Raw genomic sequence first — 26,247 nt, forward strand, 5'->3', positions numbered from 1 at the left:
TTCTTGACTCAAGCATTAATGCAGTACGATCTTCAAAGCTAAGATGATGGTATGACAATTTTATATACTCCATAAACCCTTTAAATTAATTAGGTGGTTTATGTCGCACTTCAAGTTTTACTCTGCCCAGATATATTGTTGGAGTAGAGCGAGAAGCTGAAGCACTTGGTCTTGACCTAGAAGGATATATTGACAAAATAGTTAATCATATTAGAACTTCTCAATTAACAGACTCATTGAAAACCCAAGTACTAACGAAAATAGATGTGGTTGAGATTAAAGGTAAAACTATTATTCGTTTAAATGTACCTCCACAAAATGAAATCTCATTTGTAGGAGATAATGCCTATGTTCGAGATAATACTGATACTAGAATAGCCACAGCAAAGGAGTTAATAGCACTTTCTAGGCTATTTTAAGTAATTGATTTATAATTTAAATAATCGAGATTATTCGCAATAATTATTGACAATAAAAAGCCCGATAGGATGTCGGGTTTTTTCGTATCGGTGGTTTAGGTATAACTCCTGTTGTACCTGCCAATCTTTGTGTGATTTCTTTTATTCTGATTTCTGAGAGAATCCACCAGAAATTTCTAATTTCCCATCTATAAATCTCCAAGCATTCGGAACAAATGTTTGATCATTTTTAACATCTGTGAGTTTACGGAATGAGGTTACACCATCATAAATAACAGAAACTATATCTGGAGGAAGCTTTGTAAATTCATGCTCATCACTGTGTGCATGCAATAGTGTCAATCCAATATTCTCAGGTGCTAAAGATTTTAGAATATCTAGCTTATTATCTAATTGTTTAATGGCTTCAAAATAATCTAAGCCTTCGGCTGTTTTTAGTCCCATTTCCGCTTTATTATGTCCTGAGCAATGAATGCAATTTCCATGTCCATTTTGATGTGAGCAATCACGTGTCCCAGTTTTTGGATGTTCACAAGCAGACCACTGGTCTACTTTTCCTACATCTAACCATGCTATTGTCTTCGCATTTCGATCGCTCAATGTAGTCGGTTGTACTGTAATTTTAAGGTTAGTTTCTGTCTGAGTATATCCAGGCTCCATCATTTTGATTGTCCCATCATCATTTACATATACTGGTAAGAAAACTCCAAAATCACTACCATCTAGTGCACTAGCAATGCTATCTAACTCACCAGAGTTTATCTTATTAATAATAGACAGTACGTCATCGTCAATATTCATTTCTTATTCTCTTTAAAAGTTTTATTTTATAAATAACTTCATTAACCATAAATCATAGATAAAAAATACAGTTGAAAGAAGATTAATGAGTTCAGCACTCAGTTACTAGATTAGCTTAAAAAGTAGCCATCTTCTAATGTAAATAATTATTTTTTGCTATTCATGATTTGTTTCAAAAGGCTGCTTTAAAGTTATATCACTCTATCAATGGAGGACTTGAATATTTAATTTTTTAGGATTAATCAATAAAATGATAGAAGATCCATGGATACCCTAATTTTTTAAAAAATCTAAAATTAACATAATACAGGTTATACGAAATTATTTTTACTTCTCTTTTTAAATCAGCATATTAGCTCATACTAAGAAGTCAAAATCACCTGATTTGGACTTCTTTATGGATTTCTCATGTTCCACGCTCATTATTAAGTCCTTGTTTCACACAATTTTTTACTCAAACTCAAAAATCATCTTCTCCAAAGAAATCCCCTTCCCTCATAGCCACATCCCCCTAAATTTTGTAGAATATGCGTTTTACCCCATGGTGCTTTTTTATGACCGCTTGGACTGCGCATGTGACTGTTGCCACCGTTGTTGAAAAAGACGGTAAATTTCTGTTTGTAGAAGAACAGACTGAAGGCGTTACACATACTGTCTTTAACCAGCCTGCAGGTCATGTAGAAGCCGGTGAAACCATTATTGAAGCAGCGGTTCGCGAAACCCTGGAAGAAACCGGATACGATGTACGTATTCAGGCTTTACTGGGCATTTATACCTATACCCCGCCCATGTTTCCAGATCGTACCTATTACCGTTTCTGCTTTCTGGCCGAAGCCATTCACCATCATGCAGATGCACAGCTAGACACTGGTATTGTCCGTGCCGTCTGGATGAGCCCGGATGAACTGCTTGAATCGGCCCGCGCCCGCAGTCCTTTGGTGATTAAAGCCGTACAGGATGCTCAGACCGGACAAAAATATCCTTTATCGCTCATTTACGAGCACCAAAATTCTCCCTTAATTCATAGTGTGGATGCCTAATCCTATGCAACAACGTGTCATCGTCGGTATGTCAGGTGGTGTAGATTCTTCTGTTTCTGCAGCACTCCTCCTTCAACAAGGTTATCAGGTTGAAGGATTGTTCATGAAAAACTGGGAAGAAGATGATGGCACGGAATACTGTACAGCCATGGAAGATCTGGCCGATGCCCAGGCCGTATGCGATAAAATTGGCATCAAACTGCACACTGCCAACTTTGCCATGGAATACTGGGATCGGGTTTTCGAGCATTTCCTGGCAGAATACGCAGCCGGTCGTACCCCTAACCCGGATATTTTGTGCAATAAAGAAATCAAGTTCCGTGCGTTTTTAGATCATGCCATTAACCTGGGTGCTGATTTTATTGCAACGGGTCACTACTGCCGTCGTGGTGAAACCATGACCAACTCTAAAGGTGATCAATATGCACCTTTATTGCGTGGTGTCGACAACAACAAAGATCAGACTTACTTCCTGCACGCGGTGCATGGTCGTGAAATTAACAAGACCCTGTTCCCTGTCGGTGAAATTGAAAAGCCACAAGTACGTAAAATTGCAGAAGAATTGGGCTTGGCGACTGCAAAGAAAAAAGACTCCACCGGTATCTGTTTTATTGGTGAACGCCGCTTTAATGACTTCTTAAAACAATATTTACCCGCACAACCCGGAAAAATCGTGCTGGAAGATGGCAAAGAGGTTGGTGAACATCACGGCTTAATGTACTATACGCTCGGTCAACGCGGTGGTATTGGTATTGGCGGCATGAAAGGTGCAGCTGAAGGTGCCTGGTTTGTACTGCATAAAGATGTAGCCGGCAATCGTCTGGTGGTTGGTCAAGGTCATGATCATCCACTGATGCAAAGCACGATTCTGTGGAGCGAATCCATTGACTGGGTCGCAGGTGAACAGGATATTCCTGACACCGGTTTCCGCTGCACGGCAAAAACCCGCTATCGCCAACCTGACCAAGACTGCGTATTATTTAAAGATCCAGAAACACCAAATGGTGTACGTGTTGAATTTGATCAGCCACAACGTGCAGTAACACCAGGTCAAAGCGTGGTGTTCTACGCAGGTGAAGTGTGCTTAGGGGGTGGCGTGATCCATCATACCAATGCCCCTCACCCGGATTTTGTTTAAAGGATTGTTTCGGCATGACAGAGTTACCGTTTCAACAGCCTCGAACTCTGAATGTTCGCCAGAATCGTGCTTTGGCCCTCGCTGCTGTGTTTCAGGCCACGCAGCTGACCCATATGACCGCACTGACTGGCCGACAAAGTATTGGCGATAGCGGTAACTTTTATCTGGAGCGCCTGATTCAGGCCAGCCTGAATATCCGTCCAAGTAATAATCAGAGTGGCCAAACCTTAGACTTTTTTAGTCAGCTGGCCGATATCTCCCTTGGTTTAAAAACCCTCGAAAATAGCATTACCCATCCGTTTACCACCTCACCCAAATCCAGATTACCGAAAATGTCCAATGCCAAGTTGCCGATGTCCTATGCCATGGCGCTGCTGCAACTGGAAAAGAAAGTCTATAGTAATCCGCAATTTGTTGAAATTATTGAGCAATCCCAGCAAAAAATCTTAAAACAGCTGTCCTTTTTTGATAATAACTATTTACATCCAAGTATTCTCGCCAATCTTGCCCAAACCTATGTTGATACTGCTGGACAGATTAATCCGCGGATTATGGTGCGTGGCAATGCCGAGGCCTTTAAAGATTCTGCCCATACCAACCGTATTCGTGCCTCGCTATTTACCGGCCTGCAAATGGCACATTTGTGGCGTCAACTCGGTGGCAGCTCATGGGCGATGATTTTTAGCAAACGCAAACTGCTTCAAGATATTCAGGATCTTGCCCGTTTACAGTATCAGGTGGTCTGATCTGTACGGACATTTGTTTTAGGTTTAGTTCCAAAGTTTAAGGAATCGTTATGAACGCTTTAACTGCACTTTCTCCATTAGATGGACGTTATGCGAGCAAATGTGATGCTCTTCGTCCTTTCCTTTCTGAGTTTGGTTTAATCCATGCTCGTGTGACTGTTGAAGTGCGTTGGTTACAAGCGCTTGCGAACCGTCCGGAAATTACTGAAGTCCCAGCTTTTTCTGCAGAAACCAATGCGGCCTTAGATGCGATTGTGGCAAATTTCTCTGAAGAAGATGCGAACCGCATTAAAGAGATTGAACGTACCACTAACCACGACGTTAAAGCGGTTGAATATTTCCTGAAAGAAAAAATCGCCAACATCGACGAGCTGAAAAATGCCGGTGAATTCATTCACTTTGCTTGTACTTCTGAAGACATCAACAACCTGTCACACGCGTTAATGCTGAAAAACGGCCGTGATGTACTGGTTGCATCTATGCAGCAAATCATTGACTCAATTGTGGCGCTGGCTGAAAAACATGCTGATCAACCCATGCTGTCTCGTACACACGGTCAAACAGCTAGCCCAACCACTTTGGGTAAAGAAATGGCCAACGTGGCGTACCGTTTAGCGCGTCAAATCAAGCAATTCAACAATGTTGAACTGCTGGGTAAAATCAACGGTGCAGTGGGTAACTACAACGCTCACCTGTCTGCCTATCCAGACATCAACTGGCCTGCACATTCACAAGCATTTGTTGAATCTTTAGGTTTAACTTTCAACCCGTACACCACGCAAATTGAACCGCATGACTATATGGCGGAACTGTTTGATGCGCTGCGTCGTTTCAACACCATCTTAATCGACTTTAACCGTGACGTTTGGGGTTATATCTCGCTGGGCTTCTTCAAACAAAAACTGAAAGAAGGCGAAGTCGGTTCTTCAACCATGCCGCACAAAGTCAACCCGATTGACTTCGAAAACTCTGAAGGTAACCTGGGTATTGCCAATGCTGTTCTTGCGCACCTGGGCGAAAAACTTCCAATTTCTCGCTGGCAGCGTGACTTAACCGACTCAACTGTACTTCGTAACATGGGTGTTGGTTTTGCACAGAGCTTGATCGCATTTGAAGCCTGCTTAAAAGGTATTGGTAAACTAGAACTGAATGCTGACCGTATTCTGGAAGACCTGGACAATGCACAAGAAGTATTGGCTGAACCGATTCAAACGGTTATGCGTCGTTACAACGTTGAAAAACCATACGAAAAATTAAAAGCGCTGACTCGTGGTCAAGCGATGACTCGCGACATGATGGTGAGCTTCGTCAACGGTAACGAACTCGAAGCTGTTCCGGCTGCGGATCGTGCACGTTTAGCTGAAATGACCCCTGCGTCTTACACCGGTAATGCAGCTGAACAGGCAAAACAGATTAAAGATTTGATTGCTAAAATCTAATGAAATGATTTGAGTTTTTCACAACATCTTCTTTCTCCCTCTGGGATAAGCACAAAGAGGGTGTGAGTTTGAAAAACTCAGCATCAAAAAGCGAAGCTCCGGCTTCGCTTTTTTATTATGATAATTACAAATCCCAATCCTATAACCAGAATGATCGACTACCAATTACAGGCCAAACATTGGCTAATGCTGGCCCTATTAGGCCTGACCATGCTGCTTGCCAGTATCAACCCGATGGAATTTTCAGCCTATGTGCTGCATCAGGTTGGAACGATCCTCATGCTAATTGTGCTGCTATTGCTCTTCAAAAAAGTCGGTTTAAGCTTTTCGAGTTTTGTTTTCTATCTTATCTTTCTGTTGATTCATATTTTAGGCGCGCATTATCTCTATTCTTATGTGCCCTATAACGACTGGCTGCTGCAATACTTCGGCTTTGATTTAAATCAGTGGCTGGGCTGGGAACGCAATATGTATGATCGCTTTGTGCATTTTGCCTATGGCGTGCTGCTCTACCCGCTGTTTTTCCGCTTACATCGGCTGGGCTTTCCTAACGCCAAAGACTGGATGATCTTTCTGCTGGTCGTGCAATGGGTTATGAGCAGCAGTTTGATTTACGAATGGCTGGAATGGTTACTCGCCATCCTCCTCTCTCCAGAAGCGGCTGAAAATTATAATGGTCAGCAAGGCGATATCTGGGATGCGCATAAAGATATGCTCCTGGCTACGCTCGGCGCAATTCTGGCAGGAAGCTGGAGCTTATACAAAGACAGAAAAAAAGCACTCGATTGAGTGCTTTTTCATGTTTCATGAGCAAAATTGGATTAGAGCTTAGGATCGCGCATTTGCACCAGGTTGGCACTGGCTTTGCTTAAAGTATCCATGACTTTATTCATGACCGCAGGTACCAGAGAATCTGCCACCTGTGCGGCTTGTAGGCCGAGTTTTTCACCCAAGGTTGGCTTGCGACGGGTTTCAATGACATAAACATCATGCTGTGGCAATAACCCTAACAGGTATTCATCTGAGGTTTGCAGTTTATCGACCAGGTTCAGATCGGAAGCATCCTGACCATACCAGTGTTCACCTGTAGCGACTTTTTCAACATTGAGCTGCGGACGGTACTTTTCAACAAAGTGCTTGAACAGGCTGTGAGTTTGTTGCAACTCTTCTTCAAACTTGGCCTTGCCTTCTTCGGTATTTTCACCAAACATGGTCACGGTGCGTTTGTATTGACCAGCCGTATACAGTTCAAAATCTATATTGTGCTGTTTCAGCAGGCGGTTAAAGTTTGGCACCTGTGCCACTACGCCAATTGAACCGACAATGGCAAACGGTGCAGAGATAATTTCATTGGCGATACAAGCCATCATATAGCCACCGCTGGCTGCGACCTTATCAACACAGATGGTCAGATGAAAACCGGCATCACGCAGACGTACCAGTTGTGCAGCGGCTAAACCATAACCATGTACCATCCCGCCCGGACTTTCCAAACGTACCACCACGCGGTCACGTCCAGCTTTGGCTGTGGCCAGAATTAAGGTAATTTCTTCACGCAGATTTTCTACCGCAGAGGCGGCCATATCCCCTTTAAAATCGAGTACATAAATTTTCTGGTTATTCTTTTTACGCAGGCGTGCCTCTTTGGACAATTGCTGGCTAAATTGCAACAGCTCCAGTTTGGAGGCCGTAGTCTGCGCTATTTTTTTTCGTTGTTCGTTAATACGCGCATTTAAATGACGGATACGAATTTCGGCAGGTAGTTTTGGGGAATGAAATAACATATAAAAATCTGTTCTCAATTTTATTTTGGCTAAGCTTTAGATGAGGGCGGATATTGAGAATTCAATATTAGCGCATTTATTTGCTTAATTTAATCTACTTCAGTGTTAACCGTAGTGTCATTTTTGCAACAACTAAAAAATACAGCCCTGTTGAACAGGACGGGATTTTTAAAAGCTGGGAAAGCTCAACATTAAAACCACCAACTGGATAGCAGATGGAATGATCTGCTCCGGATTCAGCCCTTCAAACTGAAATCTATTTAGGGTCTCATTTTAAGCATTATGATAGGTTAGATAATCCACCAGATCCGCTATGACCCTCCCCCTACCCCTCAACCAGAGCCATAAAAAAACCGCAACTATTGATTTGCGGTTTTTTGATATACAGCGGTTGGCAATTAACCAAAACGACCTGTAATGTACGCTTCCGTTAATTGATGGTCTGGTTGAGTAAAGACTTTTTCAGTCGAGTTCACTTCAATCAGATCACCCAGGTGGAAGTATGCGGTACGGTCTGATACACGCGCTGCCTGTTGCATCGAGTGCGTAACAATCGCAATAGTGTACTGGGTAGACAGTTCAGAAATCAGTTCTTCAACTTTTGCAGTTGCAATCGGGTCCAGTGCGGAACATGGTTCATCCATCAGAATGACTTCTGGTGAAACCGCAATGGTACGCGCGATACATAAACGTTGCTGCTGACCACCTGACAGACCAGTACCTGGCTGGCTTAAACGGTCTTTAACTTCATCCCACAGACCGGCTTTACGCAGGCTGTTTTCAACAATTTCTTCAAGATCGTATTTGTCACGCGCCAAACCGTGCAGTTTCGGGCCGTAAGCCACGTTTTCAAAAATTGATTTCGGGAACGGGTTTGGCTTCTGGAACACCATACCCACCTGAGCACGTAGCAACACCACGTCCAGGTTCGGATCATAAATATCCTGATTATCCAGCATGACTTTACCGGTAACGCGGCATGAATCAATGGTGTCATTCATCCGGTTTAAGGTACGAAGGAAAGTCGATTTACCACAACCTGATGGACCAATGAAGGCAATGACTTCATTTTCATAAATGTTCAGGTCAATGCCTTTAATTGCTTCAGATTCACCATAGTACACATGAACATCGGAGGTGCTGAGTTTGACATTGTTCGATTTGGCTTCTTTTTTGCTCGCCGCCTGGGTATCAAACTGAGACACAAACGAAGTTGCAGGCTGTTTGTGTTCTTCGCCTTCAGTTGACGTAAATTGTGTTTGCTCTGGATTCACTGCTTTATCCTGTTCTAAGGAATTCGGTTTGTCTGTGCTTAATACAGTAGTCATATTTTTCCCTCAATTACCAACGTACTTCAAATTTCTTACGTAACCAGATCGCCAGACTGTTCAGGCCGATCATGAGTGCAAGAAGTACGATAATGGCGGCAGCGGTACGTCCTTCAAAGAAGTTACGCAATTCATTGCCCTGCCATAGGAAAATTTGTACCGGTAATGCGGTAGATTGATCAAATGGAGATGCCGGTACGCTCGCAACGAAGGCACTCATACCAATTAATAGAAGTGGTGCGGTTTCACCCAATGCTTGTGCAACACCAATAATCGCACCGGTTAAAATCCCTGGTAATGCCAGTGGCAATACATGATGGAATACGGTTTGTAGACGTGATGCACCCAAGCCCAATGCTGCCTGACGAATAGATGGCGGCACCGCTTTCAGTGAAGCACGTGTGGTAATAATTACGGTCGGTAAAGTCATTAAACTTAGAACCAGACCACCCACCAATGGCGCAGATAACGGTAAATGCATCCAGCCAATGAAGATGGCAGCACCCAACAGACCAAATACAATCGATGGAACTGCGGCCAGGTTGTTAATGTTCACTTCAATAATATCAGTAATGACATTTTTTGGTGCAAATTCTTCCAGATAAATTGCAGATGCCACACCAATTGGAATCGAGATAAAGATCACGATCAGCATCATGAACAATGAACCCATGAAGGCACCAGCCAAACCAGAAGTTGCAGGCGAACTACGCGAGTCCGGGCTGACAAAGATGTTGGTATTGAAAGTATTTTCTATAATACCTTGGGCTTTCAGATCATCTGCCAGCTGACGGATTTCCGGGCTTAGCTGCTGCTGTTCTGCCGGCAGGTCACGGTCAATATTGCCCGCAAGCCATACATCTACATTGGCATCGGCCAGAATTTTCACTTCTTTGGTTTGACCAATCAGCGATGGATCTGCCAGTACCATATCACGTAAGCGATAGGTTTCAGAACTGGTGTACATGTAGCCTAAATCATCACGCTTGGCTTCAAGCGCCGCATCTTTAGCGACGATACCATTAACGATAAGCGCATCCCAATCGACCATACCCATTTCAGTCTGCCAGGCAATCATACGGTCATTAAATTGTGCCGGAGATTCACCTGCCTGCTGTTTTGGCTGGGCGTCCACATTAATAATGCTTGGGTCAAAGTAGACTGGCACTGCCATACTGCTTTGCCAGAATGCCGGTAAACCTTTGGCCAGAATACTGCCGAACAGCAACACGACAAAGAATAAACCTGCCAGTACCGAGGCCAGACCAAACATGCGGAAAGTGCTTTCTTTACGATGGCGTTTTGCTAACGAGCTTTCAATTTTCTGTTTACGTTGTGCGCGTAATTCAGCGGCCGCCCGTGGATCAAGCGGTTGTTGATCCATTGAAGTAGTATTTGAAGTACTCATTAGTCGTATTGCTCACGATATTTACGCACGATGTAAAGTGCCACAATGTTCAAACACAGGGTAATAACAAACAGGGTTAAACCTAATGCGAACGCCACCAATGCCTGCGGACTTGCGAAGTCGGTATCACCGGTTAACTGGTTAACAATCGTCATGGTCACGGTTGCAACCGCTTCTAGCGGGTTGGCATGTAGTAACGGACTGTTACCTGCGGCCAGGACCACAATCATGGTTTCACCAATTGCACGAGATGCAGCCAGCAAGAAGGCGCCGATAATCCCTGGCAAGGCAGCCGGCATCACCACTTTACGAATGGTTTCTGACTTAGTCGCACCCAGACCCAACGAACCATCACGTAGAGCACGTGGTACCTGGGTAATGATGTCATCAGATAAAGACGATACAAATGGAATGATCATAATGCCCATTACCAGACCGGCAGTTAAAGCACTGGTAGCATTGATATCAATACCCAGCAGTGCACCGGCACTTTTCAGGAATGGACCAATAATCATTAAGGCAAATACACCATATACAATGGTCGGAATACCGGCCAACACTTCAATGGTTGGTTTTGCCCAAGAACGGAATTTCGGAGATGCATACTCTGCCAGGTAAATGGCAATCATCAGACCAATAGGTACTGCAACCAGCAATGCAATCGCACTGACCAGCAAGGTTCCCCATAACAGCGGTAACAGACCATATTCACCATCGGCACTACCGGTGGTACTAAAACCTGGGTTCCACTGGGTACCAAAGAAGAAGTCCATTGGGCTGACGAAGCTAAAGAAGCGCATGGCTTCCCCGAACATCGACATCACGATACCAACGGTGGTCAGAATGGCCACACCAGAACAGAGGGCTAAAGAAATGTTAATGATCTTTTCAACCTGGTTACGGGCACGGTACTGTTGAGAGACACGTTTTTTCGCCCATAGCAAACCAATTAACGCTGCACAAATCACAACGGCCAGTTTGATATAAGAACCAATGGTTTCAAATTTTGCTAATTGTTCAGCAGCTGCCAGTTCATAGGCGGCTGGTGTATCAGTGACACCAAAGCCAGAAGCCAGTGCTTGCACACGGTCTACCAGAACGCTGGTGCTGGCTGCATTCAGGTTGGCAGCAACATCTGCCGGTACATGACTCAGTACTACCTGTTCCAAAATGGTTGGTTCAACCAGATTCCAAACAATCAAAATTAAAAAAGCAGGGATCGCACACCACAAAGCCACCAACGCACCATAATAACCAGGGCGTGAGTGCAACATTGCAGAATTATTTCCCTTACCTGCTAGGTTACGGCTTTTGCTTAACCCGATTTGATAGGCTATGGCAATAATTGCCAGTAACACACCTATGAGTAGCAGATTCATGTATTCTCCACCGTTTTTTCAATTTTCATTATTTGAAAAAACATTTCTCTTCGCAAAAAGCTGATGGCAGGAAACCCTGCCATCAGCTGTTTTAACCACAATTATTTAACAGCTTTACCTGCTTTGAAGTTCGCCAGGATTTGCGCACGTTCTTTGTCAGATAAAGAGATCAGACCTGCTTTGTCTAACTTAGAACCTTTACCAGATACTTTCTTGCTTAAGAAGAATTCTGTGTACTGTTGTAAGCCTTTGATTGATTTCAGGTGCTCACCTTTCACGTAGAAGAACAATGGACGTGAAACAGGGTAAGAACCGTTCAGGATTGTTTGCTCAGATGGCGCAACGTTGTTTACAGTTGCAACACGTAGCTTGTCACGGTTTTGGTCATAGAAACCTAGACCGAATACACCCACTGCACTTGGAGAAGTTCTTAAACGTGCCAGTGTTTCAGTGTAGTCACCAGCGATTTCAATCACACGGCCATCTTTACGGAAAGTTGTACATGCTTTTTTCTTCGCATCTTTGTCTAATGCTTTGATTGCTGCGTAAGCTTCACAACCTGCATCAACCATTTTCTCCTGGAACACTTCACGTGTACCGTGGTTAGATGCTGGAATTACCAGAGTAATTGGTTCATTTGGAAGTGATTTGTCAATCTGGTTCCAACGTGTATATGGGTTAGCAACCATTTTACCTTTCGATGGAAGCTCAGCAGCCAAAGCAGCAAATACATGGTAAGGTTTTAATTTATAAGCAGCTTTGTTTGAGTTTGACGCGAATACGATACCGTCATAACCAATTTTAACTTCTAAGATCTGGTTCACGCCTGCTTTTTTACATGCAGCGATTTCTGAATCTTTAATTTGACGAGATGAGTTTGCGATATCAATTGTGTTATCGCCCACACCGTTACAGAATTGTTTCAAACCACCTGAAGAACCGCCAGAACCAACAACAGGCGCTTTGAATTGTGGGAATGTGTTACCGAACTCTTCTGCTACAATACTTGCGTATGGCAATACTGTAGAAGAACCAGCGATTTGGATGGTGTCACGAGCTGCGTTCGCAGTTGTTGCTACAGCTGCCCCAGATAGTGCTAATGCAAGTGCGATATTGGTAAAGCGCATTCTGTTCTCTCTCAATTTATGCAAATTCGGAGTACGCCACTTTTTATTAAGTTTTGTACTTATTTCGTTATGTGCATTGTGAGTTTAAAATATGACAATAAAGTTACACCTTTATGACACTTTAATGATGTTTTATTTTGCAGCTTGTTTTTATAGTTTCTAGAAGCCTGCTTTATATCAAAATATTAATTTAAGATAATGATTTTAATAACATTTCACTACCTTATTAAAATTTCGAAAGATGTCTAAAAAAATATGAAAGCGCTGTAAAAATATGACAAAATGCCAATCCAGCACCGGTTCGCTTTCTTACAATTGTCATAATTCTCTCTGGTTGATGACAATCACCCGATATTCTATAAAAAGCGAAATTGATTGTTTTTCTTAAACTTAATATATTCATCTGTTGCCTGAAACACACGTTCTCAGCCAATTGATCACTTCACTGTACTCAGCCACTTTATTCATTTCTATCCCCTTCTTTTGGCCCGTTTGGCTTGTTAACAGATACATGACATTCATCTTCATTTTTTTCAATTCAATGACCCGAGATAAAAAAAGAGGCCTTGTAGGCCTCTCTTTCTTTGCAGCATGCGATTAAGCGATTGGTGGTGTGTAAGTACCATCTGCAATTGAAGCTTTAATACGCTCTGCTTCTGCCAGCACAAGTGCCAGCAGGTTTTTCACGTTGTCTAGTGTTGCAACCGGGCTTAACGTGGTCATTTTCAATGACTGAACCTGACCCACTTTGGTTACACCAATATTGGCTTCACCACGCGCAAACAGTTCATCTGCGACGTTCTGGTTTAAGGCATCGACAAATTCAGCCGGATAGCCTTCAGGCACCACACGGAACAATACCGATGCAAATTGCGGCTCTACCAGCAGCTCAAGACCATCTGTTGCTTTAATATAAGCAGCAACATCACGGGTTAAATCCACACCATGATCGATCATTGAACCATAAAGCTCTTCGCCCAATGCTTCAACTGTCATCCACAATTTCAAGGCATCAAAACGACGCGTGGTTTGCAGTGACTTCGATACCAGGTTTGGTACGCCATGTTCTTCATCATAAGCAGAGTTCAAGTACTCGGCTTCATAATGCATGAAACGGTAGTTGGCTTCGTCTTTTAACAAGAATGCGCCACATGAAATGGTCTGGAAATAATGCTTGTGGAAATCAAGCGTCACAGAATCCGACAATTCGATGCCATCGAGCATAGAACGATAGTCATTCGACAAAATCAGTGCACCACCCCACGCCGCGTCAATGTGCATCCACGCGCCATATTTGTTGGTGATTTCACGAATTTCTTTTAATGGATCAATCGCGCCCGCATCGGTTGTACCTGCAGTTGCCACCACACATGCCACAATTTTGCCTTCAGACTGAAGGTGTGCCATGGTTTTCTCAAGTGCAACCACATCCATCTGTGCATTGTCATTCACAGGAACGGTCACCACAGACTGGAAGCCCATGCCCATCATCGCCATGTTCTTTTGCACAGAGAAGTGTGCATTTTCAGAACAGATGACTTTGACATTACGCATTGCCTCTGCCGGTACACCATCACGCTGTACTGACCACGGCTTGCCGTTTTCGTCTTTCCAGTTTTTCGCGATGCAGGCATCACGCGCCAGCAGTACGCCCATCAGGTTAGACTGCGTACCACCTGAAGTGAATACACCGGCCTGACCTGAACCGTAACCGACTTTTTGGCGTAACCAGTCAATCAGCTGCACTTCCATTAATGAACCGGCCGGGCTTTGATCCCATGAGTCCATGGACTGGTTAGTGGCGTTAATTAACACTTCTGCGATCTGGCTGGCCACCATGGTTGGACAGTGCAAATGCGCCAGTGAATGCGGATGGTGAACTTTCAAGCTCTTGTTCAGGAACAGCTCGACCATGCGCTCTAAAGATTTCTGTACACCCAGACCTTCTTTCGATGGATTGAATGAAATGGCACTGCGTAGCTCTTTAATGCTACCACCGGTGTACATTTTATCGTTTTGCAACCATGCTGCGACAGCTTTTGTCGCTTGGTCCATTGCTGACTCATATTCAGCAATAGATTGAGCATCATTGCAGAGTAAGGCTTTACGATGTTCTGCAAAATCTACCATGTATTATGCGCCTCGTACTGCTTTCAGTGCTTCAGCCACAGCTTTCTTGAAGCGGGCAATCACTTCTACACATTCTTCCTGATTAATGATCAGCGGGCAAAGTAAACGGATTACCGTACCGCCACGACCACCTTTTTCTAACAACAGTTTGTTGTCAAAACATGCAGCCTGAATTGCAGCAGCCAGTTGTGAATCTGCAGGATAAGCACCTAAACGGTCTTTTTCCTGACGCTCATCTACAATTTCAACACCAATCATTAAACCGCGGCCACGTACGTTACCGATACATGGGAATTCAACTGCCAGTTTTTTCAGTTCAGCTTGCAGGAAGTCGCCACGCTCTTGCGCATTTTGCGCCAGGTTTTGTTCTTTAATGGTGTTGATGGTCGCAAGACCAGTACCCATTGCCAGCTGGTTACCACGGAAAGTACCGGTATGGCCTGCTGGTTGCCAAGCATCAAACTTACGTTTAATCCCTAACACCGCCAGTGGCAAGCTACCACCAACCGCTTTCGACATAACCACTACGTCTGGCTCAATACCAGCATGTTCATAAGCAAACATTTTGCCTGAACGCGCAAAGCCTGCTTGAACTTCGTCAAGAATCAACACGATGTTGTGTTTTTCAGTCACTTCACGGATTTTTTTCAGCCATTTGGTAGGCGCAGTAACCACACCGCCTTCACCCTGAATTGCTTCAAGAATTACAGCAGCCGGTTTAGTAACACCGCTTTCCACATCTTCAATGAAGTTTTCGAAATAGTAAGTCAGTGCATCCACACCTGCTTCACCGCCAAGACCCAACGGGCAACGGTATTCATGTGGATACGGCATAAATTGTACGCCCGGCATTAAACCGTTTACGGCATTCTTGGCAGACAGGTTACCTGTCATTGCCAGCGAACCGTGAGTCATACCGTGGTAGCCACCTGAGAAGCTGATTACAGAGCTACGGCCGGTAAATGTTTTTGCAAGCTTGATTGCTGCTTCTGTTGCATCTGCACCAGATGGACCACAGAACTGCAAGCAATACTCTTCTTTACCACCTGGCAGGTAAGCAAGAAGCGCTTCAGTAAATGCATCTTTTAAAGGTGTAGTTAAATCTAAAGTATGTAAAGGAAGACCACTCGCGATGGTGTCTTGAATACTTTGAATCACCGCAGGATGATTATGGCCCAAAGCCAATGTACCTGCCCCAGCTAAACAATCTAGGTACGTCGTACCCTCAACATCGGTAACCCAGCAACCTTGTGCCTTCGCTATCGCTAACGGTAATTTACGAGGATAACTACGCACATTCGATTCCATCTGACTTTGGCGAGTCAAGTAGTATTCGTTTGTGGAATTGGTGGCAGGGTTTACAGAAGTAACGCTCATATCGAATTACCATCTCTGATATGGGTTGAAGAAATAAGTCGGGTGACTTGTGGTCCTTTGACTCGGTGCTTTATAAAAATCTAGTTAGATGATCTAGATAATATTCAATAACTAGGAGCGCGATGATACCTAATTTTTCAGGAAAATAAACCGCTTTTGGCATTTTATCGAGCTAATTTTATCGAAAAGTTCTATCGGTCTAACCATTAGATTGAATTATCATCTTACAATGTGACAGCAGAAAGAAAACCGCATTCTTGATATTTTTTTTAACCCTATGTAAGTTGCCTGCAGAATTAAACCCACTATTAAATATAACATATTGTTTTAAAATAAATAATCAAGCCATTCCGAGTCAGTAGATTTTATTATTTTTTTACAATCCCACCACAAACTCTGCAAAAATTAGCCATATTGCTTGGCTAATATGCTTTGATAGATAAATACCTATAAAAACAGGACAAAATCATGCGTTTTATTACTCTCTCCAGTTGCCTATTGGCTGCTGCAGTTTCAGGTAGTGCCTTGGCGCAGACCACCGAAAAACTGAACTACAATCTGATCAATGTTCAGGCAGAAGCCAGCCGTCAGGTATCCAATGACCAGATGAACGCAGTGCTGTATATCGAGCGCAGTCATAAACAGCCTTCTGAACTGGCCAATCAGATCACCCAAATTATGAATCAGGCGATGGCCACAGCGCGAAAATATCCAACGGTTAAAGTAGAAAGTGGTTCACAGTCGACTTATCCGGTTTATGACAATGACAGTCAGAAACTGAAAGAATGGCGCGGTCGTGCCGAAATTCATCTGGAAAGTACCGACTTTAAAGCCGCCAGCCAGCTCATTGGCGAGTTGCAGCAGCGCCTGCAAACTCAATCAGTACATTTTAGTGTGTCAGATAGCCAGCGTAAGAAAGTCGAAAATGAGCTACTAGTTGAAGCTTCGAAAAACTTCCAGCAACGCGCACAGTTATTGACCCAGGCCTGGAATAAATCAGGCTATCAACTGGTCAATCTGAACATGAATACCAATAACTATACCCCGCGCCCGATTGCAATGCGCGCCAATACCGCCAAGTTTGCAGTGGCTGAAGCAGCACCTGCACCGGATATGGCTGCCGGTGAATCGAAGATGACGGTGAATGCCAACGGGACGATTCAGTTTAAGTAAATTGCTCGTTACCTCTATTTCCAAAATAAAAAATCCCGCTCGGAAGCGGGATTTTTGTATTTCTTAAGTTGAATCTGTATGGCTTAGTAAATCGCCATATGATTGCGATGAATCATTTCTAGTGAACGTGCCTCACCTAACACCTGATGTACTTTATCTGAGGCCAGACCTTTCACGATTTCCGCTGAACGTGAACTGAAGTTGACACGTCCTACAGCAATGCGGTGACCTTGTCGGTCAACACATTCAACCACATCACCACGTTCGAAATGCCCTTCCACGGCGCGTACACCGACCGGTAACAGGCTACGATGATTTTCCTTGATGGCTTTTACCGCGCCTTCGTCCAGTACCAGACGGCCTGCGGTTTGCAGATGCGCCGCTAGCCATTGCTGATGGGCAGTGATACGGTCATTGTCGGTAATAAACAGCGTACCGAGCATTTCGCCATCCATCAGACGGGCCAGTACATTGTCACTTTCACCGCTGGCAATTAAGGTTGGACAGCCCGATTTGGCCGCTAAACGCGCAGCACGGACTTTGGTCAGCATACCGCCACGACCAAACTTGCCACCGCCACCGGCCATATCGAACAGGCTTTCATCTAAAGCACGTACGGTATGGAACAGTTTGGCATCTGGATTAGAGCGCGGATCAGAATCAAACATGCCTTGCTGATCGGTCAGGATAATCAACAGATCCGCATGTACCTGTCCGGCCACCATAGCCGCCAGGGTATCGTTATCACCAAAACGGATTTCGTCAGTGGAAACCGTGTCATTTTCATTAATCACCGGAATCACGCGCCAGTCAATCAGGTGCTGCAAGGCATCACATGAATTGAGATAACGGCGACGATCTGCCAGGTCATCATGAGTTAATAACACTTGCGCAGTTTTAATGTCGTGTTTTTCCAGCACGCTGGACCAGGTTTGTACCAGGCCCATTTGACCAATGGCCGCACAAGCCTGAAGACTGGGTAGATCAGTGGGTCGATTCTCTAGTTTCATTCGAACCATGCCTTCAGCCACAGCACCGGAGGACACCAGAATAATCTCGTGTCCTGCATTATGCAGATCTGCAATCTGATTCGCCCAATGCGAAATTGCATCCAGATCTAAGCCTTTCCCGTTTGCTGTGAGTAAAGATGATCCGATTTTAACAACGATTCGTTTACAACCCTGGAGCTGACGTTGCCCATCTACCACTTCTATCATCTTGTCCTCAGTTACTCTTCATCATGAGCTTAACGTACGTAATATACTTCCATTTCGCCATCATCTTCATCGTCATCATCGAAGTCATCGCCCTGACCCGCCAGACGTTGCTGACGACGCATTTCACGATAAGCTTCTTTAGCGGCGATGGTTTGCTCGCGTGTTTCAGCTTCAAGCTGGTCACGGAAGGCTTTCATTTCTGCTGCATAGTCTGGATCTTCAACTTCGCGTTCGCGTTGCTGTTCAATCTGATCCATCAGGTAGTACACCACTTCTTTGGTACCTTCAGACATTAGGCCCGAGGTCTGGAATACCGGACCCTCCCATTGCAGTTCTTCCAGAATATGTTTACACCATTCTTCGCGTGAATCTTCCGGTAATTGGTCGAGCTTGTTCAGCACCAAGACTACTGGCAGTTTGGCCAGCGTTGGCGAGAATTTTTCCAGCTCGTTCAAAATGGCACGGGCATTGTGTGCCGGATCTGAACCATCAATTGGCTGTACATCGACAATGTGCAGCAGAATACGGGTACGCGCTAGGTGCTTCAGGAAGCGAATCCCTAAACCAGCCCCTTCTGCGGCGCCTTCAATCAGACCTGGAATATCGGCCATCACAAAAGAACGATGACGATCGGCATCGACCACACCCAGGTTTGGCACCATGGTGGTAAACGGATAGTCTGCAACTTTTGGTTTTGCGGCCGATACTGCACGAATAAAGGTTGATTTACCGGCGTTTGGCATACCCAGTAGGCCAACATCTGCCAGCACTTTCAGCTCTAAACGGATTTCGCGGAATTCACCTTTCACACCTGTGGTAAATTTACGCGGGGTACGGTTGGTCGATGATTTGAAGTGAGTATTCCCCAAACCACCATCACCGCCCTGGGCAACCAGTACTTTCTGACCGTCTTCGACCAAGTCAGCAATAATGTCACCAGAATCTGTATCTACAATCGTGGTGCCTACCGGTACTTTCAGCACCACAGATTCACCACCACGGCCAGCACAGTTTGCGCCTGCACCATTTTTACCGCGCTCAGCACGGAATTTACGGGTATAACGATAATCTACGAGTGTACTGGTGTCGTCATCGGCCTGAATATAAATGCTACCGCCACGACCACCATCACCACCATCTGGACCACCAAATGGTACGAATTTTTCACGGCGAAAACTGGCTACGCCATTGCCACCGTCGCCAGCCTCTACGGTAATGACTGCTTCATCAACAAAGCGCATCTTGCCAATCCTCTAAAAACTTTAAAACCGCCTATTCTGCCATATTTTAAAGGATTTCTCGAATAATTTATGCAGCAAATCTATTGTGCTCACAATTCTTTTTACAATTTGTGTGTCGCCATCTAAAAAGCGCAATCTAGCTAAAACCGGACAGCGCTTATTTTTTTCCAAGCATGATATTCAGCAATCAAATGATTGTTTTTTCTTATTTCTATTTTCAGTCCACAACACCTATAGTGTGCTACTCGCTGACTTGAGAAATTGTTATGTCCTCCCCAACCGCCACGCCAGTGCTGTCCCCTCAATTTGTATTACTGATGGCGCTGGCCTGTGGCCTCTGTGCCGGTTCTGCCTATTTTAACCAGCCACTCATTTATTCAATTGAAAAAAGTCTGGGCATTAGCACCAGTCAAGCCGGCTTTGCTGTAGTAGTCGCGCAAATTGGTTATGGTTTAGGACTTATGCTATTGGTGCCACTGGGTGATTTACTCAATAAACGCAAGCTAATTGTTAGTTTGATGGTCTTCGCAGCAATTTCACAAATCCTGCTGTCTTTGAGCAGCAGCCTGTCTGGACTATATTTCTTTACCTTATGTGCCACTTTTGGTGCGATTTCCGCGCAGGTGTTAATTCCGTTTGCCTCGACCATTAGTCCGCCGGAATCGAGTGCCGCGATTGTCGGTAAACTAATGAGTGGTCTGGTAATGGGGATTATTCTGTCGCGCACCTTTGCCGGTTTTGTATCGACCTACTGGTCATGGGAAGGTGTGTATTTATCTAGCGGAATACTGACCTTGGGCTTTGCCCTGCTGATGTGGCACAAACTGCCGAATACCGAGCCACAACCCGGTTTAACGGTGACGGGGATTTATCGTTCCTTATTTAAACTGGCGCGGCATCATCCGCATTTAATTCGCCGTGCCTGTGCCGGCGCCTTAGGCTTTGGCATTTTGTCGATGGTCTTTACCTCAATGACCTTTGTCTTGGGCAGCGCGCCTTATCATTTTAGCGATTTTGAAATTGGCCTGTTTGGCTTACTTGGCGTGATCGGGATTTATTCGGCCAGCTGGTCGGGGAAAACCGTAGGACAAGGCAAGGAAAATCTGGTTGCAACGCTATGTATTTCCCTGATGCTGTTGTCCTGTATTCCGCTGTTTTTTGCCCAGCAGAATATTGTGGTCTACGCGATTGGGGTACTGATGAGCTATTTTGGCCTGACCGCATTTCACGTATTAAACCAGAACCTGGTCTATCGGATTGATATTAAAGCGCGTTCAAGAATTAATGCGGTATATATGACCATTTACTTTTCAGGGGCAGCCATTGGTTCACTGGGTGCGGTGTATGCCTGGGAACATTTTGAATGGATTGGCTGTGTGGCACTTGGACTAATCTTTGCGCTTGGCATTTTAGTGATTGACCGTTTTGATTTTAAAAAGATGAAACAGGCTTAAAATATTTTGATCCATCACTGGTCATGACTCATTCATAAGATAAATCCTGCAAGTTCCTTCTCCCTTTGGGAGAAGGCTAGGATGAGGGGCTGTTATGCTGAATGAGAAGTTTAAACTAGCTTATAAAAATATTTCTTTTTATTATTGTTGATCAATTGCATAGCGCATTAACTTCTGACCTAACGCGATAAAAGTATGACCCATTTCTTTTCCAAGCCTAGATACTCGATAATCAATAAACTCGATATTTTTCGACGTTAACCTCCGCGAATAGCTTGAATATAATCCTATTCTTTTATGATTAAATTATTTAATCCTATCCTTTAAGCTTTGATCTCCAGTCGTGTCTTCCAGAAATTGAAAATGAGCCCAACATGTTTGTGCTTAAGTTATGGAATTCGGCTATGAAATAAAAGTCAAAATAATGGCATAGACCACTAAAAGTGACGCGGCCAGATGTTCAGAGGGTTTCATTATTGCTTCCCCACAAGCAACTTAATCTATTTTGAAACGCGCGCTTTATTCTCTAAAATCTCAGGCAAACTACGCTCTACCCATCCAATCAAGTAATTTAACTTTTCAGACGCTTGCGAACCCAAAATCGTCAGCTGATATTCTACTTTTGGTGGCACAACGGGATAAACCGTTCTTAATATAAAACCATCTTGTTCCAGCATTTTTAAAGTCTGCGCTAACATTTTCTCGCTCACCCCTTCAATACGCTGCTTTAACTCGCTAAAACGATGTACACCATCACTTAAACAGCGCAGAACCAATACCGACCATTTATTGGTTAAGTGTTCCAAAATTTCACGCGATGGACAATCTGTGGATAAAACCTGACCAAGTAATTTACTGGTTTCATAAGCTGACATAAAAATCTTTCCTGTGAGTAATAGACTTACTTTTTGGTACGTACTTACATTTAGTAAGTTATCAGATTAGTATTTAACCATCAAGATTATTTTTCAAACAATGTTGGAGTGAGATATGAATATTGCGATTACAGGTGCAACCGGTCAGTTGGGTCAATTGGTGATCCACCATCTTTTCAATTTAAGTTCAGAACATCACCTTATTGCGTTGGTCCGTAATATTGAAAAAGCCCAGGCACAATTACCGAAAGGCATCGAAATCCGCCATTTCGACTACGACAAGCCTGAAAGTTTAAGTACCGCATTATTGGGCGTAGATAAGTTACTTTTAATTTCAGCCAATGAAATTGGTCGTCGTACTGCACAACACCAAGCTGTAATTGAAGCCGCCCAGGCGAGTCAAGTTCCCTATATTGCCTATACCAGTTTGTTAAATGCAGGTCACTCCAGTTTAGGCTTGGCACAGGAACATCGTGAAACTGAAAAATTGATTCAAGAAAGTGGATTGAGCTATACCCTGCTTCGCAACAACTGGTATATCGAGAACTATTTGGGTGGCTTAACCCAAGAGATCCAACATGGCGCAATATATGGTGCAAGTGGGGATGGTCAAATTAGTGCCGCGTCTCGTGACGAATATGCTGAAGCAATTGCACGTGTATTACTCACGGATACCCATCTGAATAAAACCTATGAGTTGGCATCAAGCCAAAGCTTTACTAAGGCTGATCTTGCTCAAGCCATCTCCGAGGTGAGTCAACAACCAGTGCAGTACAATAACTTAAGCCCTGAAGCCTTTGAGCAACTGTTGCTACAGGTGGGCTTAGATGAGGATTTTGCCAGTTTCTTGGCGGATGTCGATGCTCAAACCCAAAATGGCGTCATGTATAGCCAAAGTCAGGATTTGCAAACGTTACTGGGACGTCCAACCGCAAGCATCACAAGTATTTTGCAGAAACTGATCTAAAGTCAGCTTCAGTTTATGGATGGATCTGGCTCAGTTTCAGATCCATTTTCATATCCAGATTGGCATGTGTGCGTCGCTCAACATTACGCATCGTGGCATTAAATCCAGAAACTTTCTGCAAGGTCATTGGATCATTCAGATTTAATTGCGGCGCAAATTGATGCAGCAAGCGAACCTTTAACAGCTCATGAAATTCCAGACCGACCGGGCCATTAAATAAAATCTTCACTGGCAGCCGATAGGTGCGCTGCAAATGAAACGGCACACTCATTTTAATTGGAATATCCAGCTGTAACGGCAGTTTGGGCAATAACGGATTCTGATAGATTAAATCGGTGCTGGTCTGTAATGGCATCAGCTGATCAATTTGAATATGGGTTTTATAGTCCACTTTTACATCAATCGGTGTGGTGACCACAAATTGCAGATTGGCCGGATATTTGCCTTCTAACGGCAATTGCACCTGCTGATCCAGCTGAATTTCAGTATCTAAATGGCCTTGGGTATGCGCCTGTAAATAATTGCCGACCTCAATATGAGTGGGTAAATCTTCCGGTAACAACAGCCGTGCTTTTTGGGCATTCACATACATCGAGGCCTGAATATTTAAATACAGCCAGAACAGAAGTGCGACCAGCGCAGCCACAATCAAGCCCAACACAAGCTGATGGCGAAGTGAAGAAAACATCTTGCACGCTCCTCTACTCGACCATTTGTACAGTAGTCTGTGGCTGCGCCGTTTCGGCCGTCGCCAGACGAATACTGTTTAAAGGAATATTCAGCTCACCCTGCTCAATCTTAATTGGTAAGGTATTTTTTACATCCACCGAGGCCTTCAGCGCGGTTTGAATTGGCACATTTAAATGACCTTGTACCGGAATCTGGGTATTCAGTGTGGTTTTTAATGGAATATTCAGGTTTTCTTTTAATACGGTTTTTACCGGCGCATTAAATTTTAAATGGACTTTTTGCGCCAGCGGCACATCCATATAAATGGGGACATCCAGCACAATGGGAATGGTGCCTTTGAGCGGCAAACTGATGTCTTTACCCATTAACCTGACTTTGACCTGGGTATCAACCGCCAAGGGCTGGTTAATTTTTAGGGTTTCCCGCACCGGAATGGTGGTACGAATTGGCACATGCGTATCAAAATACACCCGTGGATTTAAGGTTTGGGTCAGCGGAATATCCAGATTTTCCTGAATGGGAATAACCGCATTGACCCGGCCACTGACATCGACATCCAGTGCATCATGAATTTTAACTTCGGCTTGGAGTGCTTCCTGCAAATCAATATTGACCTGCTGGTTTTCGAGCGGAATATAAATCTGAAAATGCCGAAAAATCCATAAGGCAATTGCTACACCTACCATGGCTGCCAGCACCATCAAGATTATGCCGCGGAGCATCAATCTGTTTGGCAACGGTTTATCCTATCTGTCATTTTTGTTTTTCTCGACAGAAATTGTGCCCAAAAACCGTGATACGGTTTGCAATTTTTTGTATAGCGTCTTTGCTTATTATTTTAATGAAAGATAAAAAAAGAACCTCAAATGAGGCTCTTTCTGGTCTGCATTACAAATTAAGCATTTGTTTCAGCAGGAACTTTTGGATAGCTTACGCCGCCCATCTGTTCAGCGATACGCAGTACCTGGCAGCTATAGCCCACTTCGTTGTCGTACCATACATAAGCCGTTAAACGGTTACCTGAAGTGATGGTTGCTTGCGCGTCGAATACACCTGCAGTACGTGAACCGATGAAGTCAGAAGATACCACTTCAGTCGAGTTGGTATAACCGATCTGACCTTGCAGGTTCGAGCTGATTGAGATTTGACGGATGTATTCGTTCACTTCGTCACGCTCAACTTCTTTCTCCAGCGTCAGGTTCAGAATTGCCAGTGATACGTTTGGTGTTGGAACACGTACAGAGTTACCGGTTAACTTGCCTTTCAGCGCTGGAAGTGCTTTCGCCACTGCTTTCGCTGCGCCAGTTTCAGTAATTACCATGTTCAATGTCGCAGCACGGCCACGACGGTCAGCTTTGTGGTAGTTGTCGATCAGGTTCTGGTCGTTAGTGAACGAGTGAACTGTTTCAACGTGACCGTTAAGCACCTTGTATTTGTCGTCTAACACTTTCAAGGTTGGCGTGATTGCGTTTGTAGTACAGCTTGCTGCAGAGATGATGGCATCTTCATCAAGAATGTCGCCCTGGTTTACACCATAAACAACGTTCTTCATGTCACCTTTACCAGGTGCAGTCAGAATGACACGTGCTGCGCCTGGGCATTGCAGGTGCTGAGCCAGACCGTCAGCATCACGCCATTTACCGGTGTTGTCGATTACCAATGCATTGTTGATACCGTATGCAGTGTAATCTACTTCAGACGGGTTAGAAGCATAGATCACTTTAATGAACTGACCATTCGCAATGATTGCTTCGTTTTCTTCATCAACAGAAATGGTGCCAGAGAATGGACCATGGATCGAGTCACGACGTAATAAAGACGCGCGTTTTTCCAGATCACCATCTGCAGATTTACGCACTACGATGGCTTTTAAGTTCAAGCCACGGCCCAGACCAGACTGACCAATCATTAAACGTGCCAGGATACGACCAATACGACCGAAACCGTAAAGTACAACATCACGGCCTTCTACAGAAGTTGGACGACCTTCAACCGCTTTGACTGCAGCTGCTACAAATGCATCTGCATCGCCGCCTTGCTCTTTAAAGGCAACTGCAAGTTTACCCAGGTCGATTTCAGCAGTACCAATGTTTTCAACTTTTGCTAATGCTTCAAGAATCGGGAAAGTGTGTACAACTGAAAGCTCAACGTCCATCATACGCGTGAAACGGTGTGCTTTTAAAATCTGAATCACTGAACGGTTAACTAAAGAACGTCCAAATACTGAAACAACAATATTTTTCTCACGGTACAGCTTACCGATCAAAGCGATCATTTGTTCCGCGATTTCTTCACGGTTTTTCCAGCGACCTTGGTGCTCTGCGTGTAGGGCGATGATAGTCTCTTTGCTCACAGATACGTCCTCTAATTAATTGTATATCTAGGCATAAAATTCAAAACCCGACAATTGTAATGGAATTGGCAGCAAGATTGAATCAAAAGCTGTCTAAGACCGCTCTATTTTGCTATATATTCAGTATAAATTTGCAAAATAGTTGTAATTATTTTTATGAT

General features: G+C 44.1%; 23 protein-coding genes. 9 read left to right on the forward strand and 14 right to left on the reverse strand.

Annotated elements, in window-relative coordinates:
* The first annotated feature begins 236 nt into the window (after positions 1-236).
* On the forward strand, positions 237-419 hold the full coding sequence (locus FTU54_RS10520; RefSeq protein ID WP_180074739.1) for a hypothetical protein: 183 nt from the start codon (positions 237-239) through the stop codon (positions 417-419).
* A gap of 141 nt (positions 420-560) precedes the next feature.
* Here the strand turns inward: FTU54_RS10520 and FTU54_RS10525 are convergent, their stop codons facing one another.
* The gene (locus FTU54_RS10525; RefSeq protein WP_168399824.1) at positions 561-1,220 is read right to left on the reverse strand and encodes a hypothetical protein; all 660 of its coding nucleotides are present in this window, start codon (positions 1,218-1,220) and stop codon (positions 561-563) included.
* 554 nt (positions 1,221-1,774) lie between these two features.
* Between FTU54_RS10525 and FTU54_RS10530 the strand changes: the two genes are divergently transcribed.
* The 5 genes from FTU54_RS10530 (at position 1,775) to FTU54_RS10550 (ending at position 6,372) form a co-directional block, all read left to right on the forward strand.
* Positions 1,775-2,260 (forward strand): NUDIX hydrolase, encoded by a 486-nt coding sequence (locus tag FTU54_RS10530; protein ID WP_005176771.1) that lies wholly within the window; start codon positions 1,775-1,777, stop codon positions 2,258-2,260.
* Positions 2,261-2,264: 4 nt separating this feature from the next.
* Positions 2,265-3,398 carry a tRNA 2-thiouridine(34) synthase MnmA gene (gene mnmA, locus FTU54_RS10535; protein WP_075166642.1) on the forward strand — a complete coding sequence of 378 codons (1,134 nt, stop codon included), beginning with the start codon at positions 2,265-2,267 and terminating at the stop codon, positions 3,396-3,398.
* Between the two features lie 14 nt (positions 3,399-3,412).
* Positions 3,413-4,144: a high frequency lysogenization protein HflD gene (gene hflD / locus FTU54_RS10540; RefSeq protein WP_005176767.1), complete on the forward strand. Its 732-nt coding sequence runs from the start codon at positions 3,413-3,415 to the stop codon at positions 4,142-4,144.
* Positions 4,145-4,194: 50 nt separating this feature from the next.
* Positions 4,195-5,583, forward strand: a complete 1,389-nt coding sequence (purB, locus tag FTU54_RS10545) for an adenylosuccinate lyase (protein ID WP_005176761.1) — start codon at positions 4,195-4,197, stop codon at positions 5,581-5,583.
* 150 nt (positions 5,584-5,733) lie between these two features.
* Complete coding sequence (locus FTU54_RS10550) at positions 5,734-6,372, forward strand: DUF2238 domain-containing protein (RefSeq protein WP_180074746.1); 639 nt, start codon at positions 5,734-5,736, stop codon at positions 6,370-6,372.
* Between the two features lie 32 nt (positions 6,373-6,404).
* Here the strand turns inward: FTU54_RS10550 and sohB are convergent, their stop codons facing one another.
* The 7 genes from sohB to FTU54_RS10585 all read right to left on the reverse strand — a co-directional run bounded on the left by sohB (position 6,405) and on the right by FTU54_RS10585 (position 16,116).
* Positions 6,405-7,367 (reverse strand): protease SohB, encoded by a 963-nt coding sequence (sohB, locus tag FTU54_RS10555; RefSeq protein ID WP_075174762.1) that lies wholly within the window; start codon positions 7,365-7,367, stop codon positions 6,405-6,407.
* A gap of 398 nt (positions 7,368-7,765) precedes the next feature.
* Positions 7,766-8,695, reverse strand: coding sequence for a phosphate ABC transporter ATP-binding protein PstB (gene pstB, locus FTU54_RS10560; RefSeq protein WP_005176754.1), 930 nt, complete (start codon positions 8,693-8,695; stop codon positions 7,766-7,768).
* A gap of 13 nt (positions 8,696-8,708) precedes the next feature.
* Positions 8,709-10,103 (reverse strand): phosphate ABC transporter permease PstA, encoded by a 1,395-nt coding sequence (pstA, locus tag FTU54_RS10565; RefSeq protein WP_180074740.1) that lies wholly within the window; start codon positions 10,101-10,103, stop codon positions 8,709-8,711.
* Positions 10,103-11,482 carry a phosphate ABC transporter permease subunit PstC gene (gene pstC, locus FTU54_RS10570; protein ID WP_005176748.1) on the reverse strand — a complete coding sequence of 460 codons (1,380 nt, stop codon included), beginning with the start codon at positions 11,480-11,482 and terminating at the stop codon, positions 10,103-10,105. The genes pstA and pstC overlap by 1 nt, the downstream gene beginning before the upstream one ends.
* A gap of 101 nt (positions 11,483-11,583) precedes the next feature.
* Positions 11,584-12,609 (reverse strand): substrate-binding domain-containing protein, encoded by a 1,026-nt coding sequence (locus FTU54_RS10575; RefSeq protein ID WP_005176746.1) that lies wholly within the window; start codon positions 12,607-12,609, stop codon positions 11,584-11,586.
* A gap of 597 nt (positions 12,610-13,206) precedes the next feature.
* Positions 13,207-14,739 carry an aspartate aminotransferase family protein gene (locus FTU54_RS10580; protein WP_180074741.1) on the reverse strand — a complete coding sequence of 511 codons (1,533 nt, stop codon included), beginning with the start codon at positions 14,737-14,739 and terminating at the stop codon, positions 13,207-13,209.
* Positions 14,740-14,742: 3 nt separating this feature from the next.
* Positions 14,743-16,116 carry a diaminobutyrate--2-oxoglutarate transaminase gene (locus tag FTU54_RS10585; RefSeq protein ID WP_005176742.1) on the reverse strand — a complete coding sequence of 458 codons (1,374 nt, stop codon included), beginning with the start codon at positions 16,114-16,116 and terminating at the stop codon, positions 14,743-14,745.
* A gap of 468 nt (positions 16,117-16,584) precedes the next feature.
* Between FTU54_RS10585 and FTU54_RS10590 the strand changes: the two genes are divergently transcribed.
* Positions 16,585-17,289, forward strand: coding sequence for an SIMPL domain-containing protein (locus tag FTU54_RS10590; protein WP_104469874.1), 705 nt, complete (start codon positions 16,585-16,587; stop codon positions 17,287-17,289).
* An 83-nt stretch (positions 17,290-17,372) separates the two neighbouring features.
* Here the strand turns inward: FTU54_RS10590 and proB are convergent, their stop codons facing one another.
* Both proB and cgtA read right to left on the reverse strand, forming a co-directional pair.
* The gene (gene proB / locus FTU54_RS10595) at positions 17,373-18,506 is read right to left on the reverse strand and encodes a glutamate 5-kinase (RefSeq protein ID WP_168399837.1); all 1,134 of its coding nucleotides are present in this window, start codon (positions 18,504-18,506) and stop codon (positions 17,373-17,375) included.
* A gap of 29 nt (positions 18,507-18,535) precedes the next feature.
* A complete protein-coding gene (gene cgtA / locus FTU54_RS10600; RefSeq protein ID WP_016660051.1) occupies positions 18,536-19,747 on the reverse strand; it encodes an Obg family GTPase CgtA in 1,212 nt (403 codons plus the stop codon).
* 266 nt (positions 19,748-20,013) lie between these two features.
* On the opposite strand from cgtA, the gene FTU54_RS10605 reads away from it, so the two are divergent.
* Positions 20,014-21,201: an MFS transporter gene (locus FTU54_RS10605; protein WP_168399838.1), complete on the forward strand. Its 1,188-nt coding sequence runs from the start codon at positions 20,014-20,016 to the stop codon at positions 21,199-21,201.
* A gap of 500 nt (positions 21,202-21,701) precedes the next feature.
* Here FTU54_RS10605 and FTU54_RS10610 read toward each other — a convergent pair whose 3' ends face one another.
* A complete protein-coding gene (locus FTU54_RS10610; RefSeq protein WP_016660049.1) occupies positions 21,702-22,076 on the reverse strand; it encodes a helix-turn-helix domain-containing protein in 375 nt (124 codons plus the stop codon).
* A gap of 115 nt (positions 22,077-22,191) precedes the next feature.
* On the opposite strand from FTU54_RS10610, the gene FTU54_RS10615 reads away from it, so the two are divergent.
* Positions 22,192-23,043 carry an SDR family oxidoreductase gene (locus tag FTU54_RS10615; protein WP_180074742.1) on the forward strand — a complete coding sequence of 284 codons (852 nt, stop codon included), beginning with the start codon at positions 22,192-22,194 and terminating at the stop codon, positions 23,041-23,043.
* Positions 23,044-23,056: 13 nt separating this feature from the next.
* Here FTU54_RS10615 and FTU54_RS10620 read toward each other — a convergent pair whose 3' ends face one another.
* The 3 genes from FTU54_RS10620 to FTU54_RS10630 form a co-directional block, all read right to left on the reverse strand.
* Positions 23,057-23,731 (reverse strand): hypothetical protein, encoded by a 675-nt coding sequence (locus tag FTU54_RS10620; protein ID WP_160241470.1) that lies wholly within the window; start codon positions 23,729-23,731, stop codon positions 23,057-23,059.
* A gap of 13 nt (positions 23,732-23,744) precedes the next feature.
* The gene (locus FTU54_RS10625; protein ID WP_035362956.1) at positions 23,745-24,455 is read right to left on the reverse strand and encodes a hypothetical protein; all 711 of its coding nucleotides are present in this window, start codon (positions 24,453-24,455) and stop codon (positions 23,745-23,747) included.
* A gap of 173 nt (positions 24,456-24,628) precedes the next feature.
* A complete protein-coding gene (locus FTU54_RS10630) occupies positions 24,629-26,086 on the reverse strand; it encodes a glyceraldehyde-3-phosphate dehydrogenase (RefSeq protein ID WP_075167798.1) in 1,458 nt (485 codons plus the stop codon).
* Between the last annotated feature and the right edge of the window lie 161 nt (positions 26,087-26,247).

The sequence above is a fragment of the Acinetobacter sp. YH12116 genome, from assembly GCF_013418895.1.
GTDB classification, from domain to species: Bacteria; Pseudomonadota; Gammaproteobacteria; order Pseudomonadales; family Moraxellaceae; genus Acinetobacter; species Acinetobacter indicus.

Coding starts and splice junctions, on each gene's coding strand:
- FTU54_RS10525 (WP_168399824.1), bottom strand. CDS start 1,220: ATGAATATTGACGATGACGTACTGTCTATTATTAATAAGATAAACTCT.
- FTU54_RS10530 (WP_005176771.1), top strand. CDS start 1,775: ATGACCGCTTGGACTGCGCATGTGACTGTTGCCACCGTTGTTGAAAAA.
- mnmA (WP_075166642.1), top strand. CDS start 2,265: ATGCAACAACGTGTCATCGTCGGTATGTCAGGTGGTGTAGATTCTTCT.
- hflD (WP_005176767.1), top strand. CDS start 3,413: ATGACAGAGTTACCGTTTCAACAGCCTCGAACTCTGAATGTTCGCCAG.
- purB (WP_005176761.1), top strand. CDS start 4,195: ATGAACGCTTTAACTGCACTTTCTCCATTAGATGGACGTTATGCGAGC.
- FTU54_RS10550 (WP_180074746.1), top strand. CDS start 5,734: ATGATCGACTACCAATTACAGGCCAAACATTGGCTAATGCTGGCCCTA.
- sohB (WP_075174762.1), bottom strand. CDS start 7,367: ATGTTATTTCATTCCCCAAAACTACCTGCCGAAATTCGTATCCGTCAT.
- pstB (WP_005176754.1), bottom strand. CDS start 8,695: ATGACTACTGTATTAAGCACAGACAAACCGAATTCCTTAGAACAGGAT.
- pstA (WP_180074740.1), bottom strand. CDS start 10,103: ATGAGTACTTCAAATACTACTTCAATGGATCAACAACCGCTTGATCCA.
- pstC (WP_005176748.1), bottom strand. CDS start 11,482: ATGAATCTGCTACTCATAGGTGTGTTACTGGCAATTATTGCCATAGCC.
- FTU54_RS10575 (WP_005176746.1), bottom strand. CDS start 12,609: ATGCGCTTTACCAATATCGCACTTGCATTAGCACTATCTGGGGCAGCT.
- FTU54_RS10580 (WP_180074741.1), bottom strand. CDS start 14,739: ATGGTAGATTTTGCAGAACATCGTAAAGCCTTACTCTGCAATGATGCT.
- FTU54_RS10585 (WP_005176742.1), bottom strand. CDS start 16,116: ATGAGCGTTACTTCTGTAAACCCTGCCACCAATTCCACAAACGAATAC.
- FTU54_RS10590 (WP_104469874.1), top strand. CDS start 16,585: ATGCGTTTTATTACTCTCTCCAGTTGCCTATTGGCTGCTGCAGTTTCA.
- proB (WP_168399837.1), bottom strand. CDS start 18,506: ATGATAGAAGTGGTAGATGGGCAACGTCAGCTCCAGGGTTGTAAACGA.
- cgtA (WP_016660051.1), bottom strand. CDS start 19,747: ATGCGCTTTGTTGATGAAGCAGTCATTACCGTAGAGGCTGGCGACGGT.
- FTU54_RS10605 (WP_168399838.1), top strand. CDS start 20,014: ATGTCCTCCCCAACCGCCACGCCAGTGCTGTCCCCTCAATTTGTATTA.
- FTU54_RS10610 (WP_016660049.1), bottom strand. CDS start 22,076: ATGTCAGCTTATGAAACCAGTAAATTACTTGGTCAGGTTTTATCCACA.
- FTU54_RS10615 (WP_180074742.1), top strand. CDS start 22,192: ATGAATATTGCGATTACAGGTGCAACCGGTCAGTTGGGTCAATTGGTG.
- FTU54_RS10620 (WP_160241470.1), bottom strand. CDS start 23,731: ATGTTTTCTTCACTTCGCCATCAGCTTGTGTTGGGCTTGATTGTGGCT.
- FTU54_RS10625 (WP_035362956.1), bottom strand. CDS start 24,455: ATGCTCCGCGGCATAATCTTGATGGTGCTGGCAGCCATGGTAGGTGTA.